Genomic DNA, 2,842 nt, shown 5'->3' with positions numbered 1-2,842 from the left:
TTCGGCACACCGTACTTCTCGACGCGGTCGCGACCGACCTGCTCGGCGGTTCGACGCCGCGTTTCGCGCTCGACCATCGCCCGGAAATCGGCGACGCGGCGCGCTGCGGTGCGGCGCGCGACCTCGGTCTCGTAGTCGCCGGCCGGTTCGTGCTCCTCCGACGACCCGTTGCCCAGCAGCCCCTCGAGGATGCGGGTGACGAGTGTTTCGGGTTTGACGTCCCGCAGCGCCTGATAGGCGGAGAACGAGGGACCGTTCCCGGACTTGTACTGACCGAGTTCCTCGACGAGCTGGGCGGTGAGCAGTTCCGTCAGCTCCAGCGCTTCGGGCGAATCGTCGGACAGCAGCTCGGCGATCAGGTCGCGCAGCGCCTCGAAGTCGATGTCCCCGTCCGGTGTGCGCGGCAGCGACGGATCGATCCCACCGGCTTCGCGATGCCCGACCGCGGCGGGGAACCACAGGTCGAACAGCGCGTCGAAGGTGGCGCGGTGGGTGGGCCGGCGCAGCAGCGTGCACGCGAGCCCCTCCCGCAGCGCCTCACGGTCGAGCAGATCCAGCACCGTCATCACCTGACCGGCGTCGACGGTCTCCGACGGCCCGACCGCGATGCCGCGACGACGCAGCGCCTCGACGAACCCGACGAGGTGCCCTGGCAGACCGTGCGGAGCGGCGGGCCCTCGGTTCTGCCCGGGCGGGCGTGCGCCGGCCATCTCAGTTCAGCCGCAGCTCGGCAGCAGCACGCTGCTGATCGGACTGGTGTTTGAGCACGACCCCGAGCGTGGTGCGGACCGCCGCGTCGTCGAGGGTGTCGAGGCCGAGCGCCAGCAGCGTGCGGCCCCAGTCGATCGTCTCGGCGACCGACGGCAGCTTCTTGAGCTGCATGCCGCGCAGCACCCGCACGGTGCGCACGAGCTGTTCGGCGACGGCCTCGGGCAGCTCCGGGACCCGGCTCGCCAGGATCCGGCGCTCGAGTTCCGCGTCCGGGAAGTCGAGGTGCAGGAACAGGCAGCGGCGCTTGAGCGCCTCGGACAGCTCCCGCGCCGCGTTCGAGGTGAGCACCGCGAACGGCTTGCGCACGGCGCGGATCGTCCCGAGCTCGGGGACGGTGACGGCGAAATCGCTGAGCACCTCGAGCAGCAGGCCCTCGATCTCCACGTCCGCCTTGTCGACCTCGTCGACGAGCAGCACCGTCGGATCCTCCCGGCGGATCGCCGTCAGCAGCGGCCGCGAGAGCAGGAACTCCTCGGAGAACACGTCCTGCTTCGTCGAATCCCACGACTCGCCGGTTCCACTCGCGGCGTTCGCACCCGCCGCCTGGATCCGCAGGATCTGCTTGGCGTGATTCCACTCGTACAGCGCGCGGGACTCGTCGACGCCCTCGTAGCACTGCAGGCGCACCAGTTCGGCGCCGGAGGTCTGCGCGACGGCACGCGCGAGTTCGGTCTTCCCGACACCGGCCGGCCCCTCGATGAGCAGCGGCTTGCCCAGCCGGTCTGCAAGGAACACGGCGGTGGCGGTTGCCTTGTCGGCGAGGTAACCGGTCTCCGCGAGACGTGTGATCACATCGTCGACGTCGGCGAAGATCGGCGGAGTGGTGGGCAGCGCACGATCCACGCTGGATCCTTTCGATCAGGCCGGGCGGGTGTGGCCGTCGCCCCACACCACCCACTTGGTGGAGGTCAGCTCCGGCAACCCCATCGGGCCGCGGGCGTGCAGCTTCTGGGTGGAGATGCCGATCTCGGCACCGAACCCGAACTGCTCGCCGTCGGTGAATGCGGTCGAAGCGTTGACCATAACCGCTGCGGCATCGACCCGCGCGGTGAACTCCCGGGCCGCAGCCAGATCCGAGGTGACGATCGCCTCGGTGTGGCCGGTGCCGTAGCGATCGATGTGCTCGACCGCGGCATCCAGATCGTCGACGACGGCCAGCGCCACGTCGAGTGTCAGGTACTCCTCGGACCAGTCCGCATCCGTCGCCGGGACCATGCCGGGCAGGTCGCCGTGCACGACGACGCTGTGGGCCTGCATCACCTGCATCAGCTGCGGCACCGCAGTGTCGGCGATCGCCTTGTCCACGAGGATGGTCTCGACCGTGTTGCACACGCTCGGCCGGCGCGTCTTCGCGTTGACGACGATCTTCTCGGCCATCTCGAGGTCCGCGGCCGCGTGCACGTACACGTGGCAGTTGCCGACACCGGTCTCGATGGTCGGCACCGTCGCGTCGCGCACGACCGCGGAGATCAGGCCCGCGCCACCGCGCGGGACGACGACGTCGACCAGGCCGCGGGCCTGGATCAGGTGGGTGACCGAGGAGCGGTCCTCGCTCGGCAGCAGCTGCACCGCGTCCGCGGGAAGCCCCTGTGCCTCGAGCGCGCCGCGCAGCGCCTCGACCAGCGCCGCGTTGGATCGCTTCGCCGACGACGAACCGCGCAGCAGCGCCGCGTTGCCGGACTTGAGGGCGAGACCGAAGGCGTCGACGGTGACGTTGGGCCGGGCCTCGTACACCATGCCGACGACACCGAGGGGCACCCGCAGCTGCCGGATCTCGAGGCCGTTCGGCAGCGTCGAGCCGCGCACCACTTCCCCGACCGGGTCCGGCAGACCGGCGACCTGACGCAGCCCGGACGCGATGCCCTCGATCCGGGCCTGGGTCAGCCGCAGGCGGTCCAGGATCGAATCCTCGGTCCCGGCTTCGCGGGCGGCGTCGACGTCCGCGCTGTTCGCGGCGAGAACCGCATCCGCCGCGGCGAGAACCGCGTCCGCCGCGGCGTGCAGCGCGGCGTCCTTTTCGGCGGTGGTCAGGAGGGCGAGGCGACGGGACGCGACCCGGGCACGACGCGCC

2 protein-coding genes and 1 pseudogene are annotated in these 2,842 nt (G+C 70.9%); all 3 read right to left on the bottom strand.

Going from position 1 to position 2,842, the window contains the following annotated elements:
* Positions 1-710: pseudogene (locus ACN675_RS28640) on the bottom strand (hypothetical protein); the annotation flags it as partial.
* Position 711: 1 nt separating this feature from the next.
* Positions 712-1,614 (bottom strand): AAA family ATPase, encoded by a 903-nt coding sequence (locus tag ACN675_RS28635; RefSeq protein WP_197252210.1) that lies wholly within the window; start codon positions 1,612-1,614, stop codon positions 712-714.
* Between the two features lie 15 nt (positions 1,615-1,629).
* Positions 1,630-2,842, bottom strand: a 1,213-nt coding sequence (locus ACN675_RS28630; protein WP_420754035.1) for a glutamate-5-semialdehyde dehydrogenase, incomplete at its 5' end; no start/stop codon positions are given.

It is taken from the genome of Rhodococcus sp. O3 (assembly GCF_048897285.1).
Classification (GTDB): domain Bacteria; phylum Actinomycetota; class Actinomycetes; order Mycobacteriales; family Mycobacteriaceae; genus Rhodococcus.
The sequence above is the reverse complement of the archived record's forward strand: the minus strand, read 5'-3'. Positions and strand labels throughout refer to the sequence as shown.